This window comes from Streptomyces sp. MnatMP-M17 (genome assembly GCF_900091995.1).
Taxonomy (GTDB): domain Bacteria; phylum Actinomycetota; class Actinomycetes; order Streptomycetales; family Streptomycetaceae; genus Streptomyces.
On sequence record NZ_FMDK01001280.1, the window covers coordinates 1 to 1,637 of the forward strand.

Annotated in this window: 1 protein-coding gene and 1 pseudogene; both read right to left on the minus strand. The window is 72.5% G+C overall.

Features of this window, described 5'->3' with window-relative positions:
- Nucleotides 1-900, minus strand: a 900-nt coding sequence (locus GA0115259_RS42540; protein WP_256098320.1) for an SCO5717 family growth-regulating ATPase, incomplete at its 3' end; no start/stop codon positions are given.
- A 325-nt stretch (nt 901-1,225) separates the two neighbouring features.
- Nucleotides 1,226-1,637, minus strand: a pseudogene (locus tag GA0115259_RS38560) (hypothetical protein); the annotation flags it as partial.

Here is a 1,637-nt window from a genome sequence, read left to right on the forward strand (position 1 = left end):
AAGTGTCCAGGACTGGGCCGACGCGGCGGCCGGGGCGGCGTCCTGGGGCCCATCGGCCGGTACGGCGTCCTCGACGTCCCCAGCCGGTACGGCGTCCTGGGGCCCGGCGTCCCTGACTGGGTTCTCGGGGTTCTCGGGCACGGAGTCGGACGGTCCGTCCTCGGCCTCGCCCTCGTCGCCCTCGGCCGTGGCTCCGTCGGTGGCCTCGACGGGTTCGGAGTCCTTGTCGGCACCGTCCACGTCGTCAGTAGTGTCGGCCTTCGCTCCGTGGGCCGACGCGTCCGCGTCCCCGTCCTCATCCGCAGACTCGGCGGACCGCTCCGGCTCGGGCCCGGCCTCGTCATCGGACACGGGTACGGCGACAGGCGCCACGCTCTCCGCGTCGGCTCCGGCGCCGTCGGCCTCGCCAACATCACCGGACACGGCCGTCCCCGGCGTTCCGTCGTTCTGCGCGGACTCCCGCTCGGCGATCTCCCGCTTGAGCGCCGCGGGCGAGATCCGCATCGTCGTCCCGCTCTCCACATCGTCACCGCCGACCGGCTCCGCCGCCGCGGACGGCGAGTCCGGTGCCGCGATCACCGGCGGAGCCGGATCGGCCACCGGGACCGGTGCGGGAGCGGGCGGAGCCGCAGGCGCCCAGTTCGGCTCGAAGCCGCTGCCCGCGGGCAGTCCCGGCACGGCGACGGGCGCACCGTCGGGCGGCGGAGGAGAGTTCGTGAACGACGTGGGCGCACCCGAGGCACCACCACCGGACGTGTCCCCCGGCGCGTTCTGCGTGTACCAGGCGGGCGGGGTGTAGTCGATGGTGAACTCACCCGTCATCTCGGGCTCCGCGTCGGACTGATCGTCCACAGGAGGCCGGTTCCAGCCTCCGCGGATCTCGTCCCGATCGCCGTTCACTTTGCCTCCTGGTGTGGTCGAGCACCCTTGTGCCGTGGTGGGCGGGGCGTCCGTATCGCCATGTCCGGTCCGCCCGGCTGTTCCTCAGGGGCCAACCCGCCCGCAGGTCTCTACTCCCGCGCCCACTCCCACCCTAATCGCCAACGGCACGGGTACGTCAGGCCGGTTCCGCCCGCCGACAGCCGCCGCGTACGTCATGCCCCGCCCTCAAGTGAACAGCCCACGGCGGAGCGTGAGGCCAGGGTGCGGTCAAATCCGTATATCTCCATACGAGATCCTGGCAGAATCCACACCGGCCGGGCGCTCAGGGCCCGTTCGGCGGACTTCAGTCCATCCGGCGCGCGCTACCCAACAATCCGGTCTCGGCGTCCGTCGCCTGAACCATCACGAACTGGCGGTCCCGCGCCGTACACCAGAGCGTGACACCGTCGGCCAGCGTGGACAGCGCCTCCGTCTCGGCGCGCGGCAGACTCATGATCCGGCCGATCTGCGCCGCCTCGTCCGGCGACACCCGCTGGACACCGACCAGCCCCGACTTCTCCATCAGCCTCGGCGCCACCGGACTGAGATAGGGCAGCAGAGTCATCACCGACTGCCAGGGCGCCGAGACCACCCGGCCGCGCGGCGGACGCATACCGCAGTCGCGCACCACGACCACCGGACTGCCGGCCGAGGCTCCCTGCGGCGGCACCCGCCCGACATCGTGCAGCGTCACACACGGCTGACCGCCGCCCGCC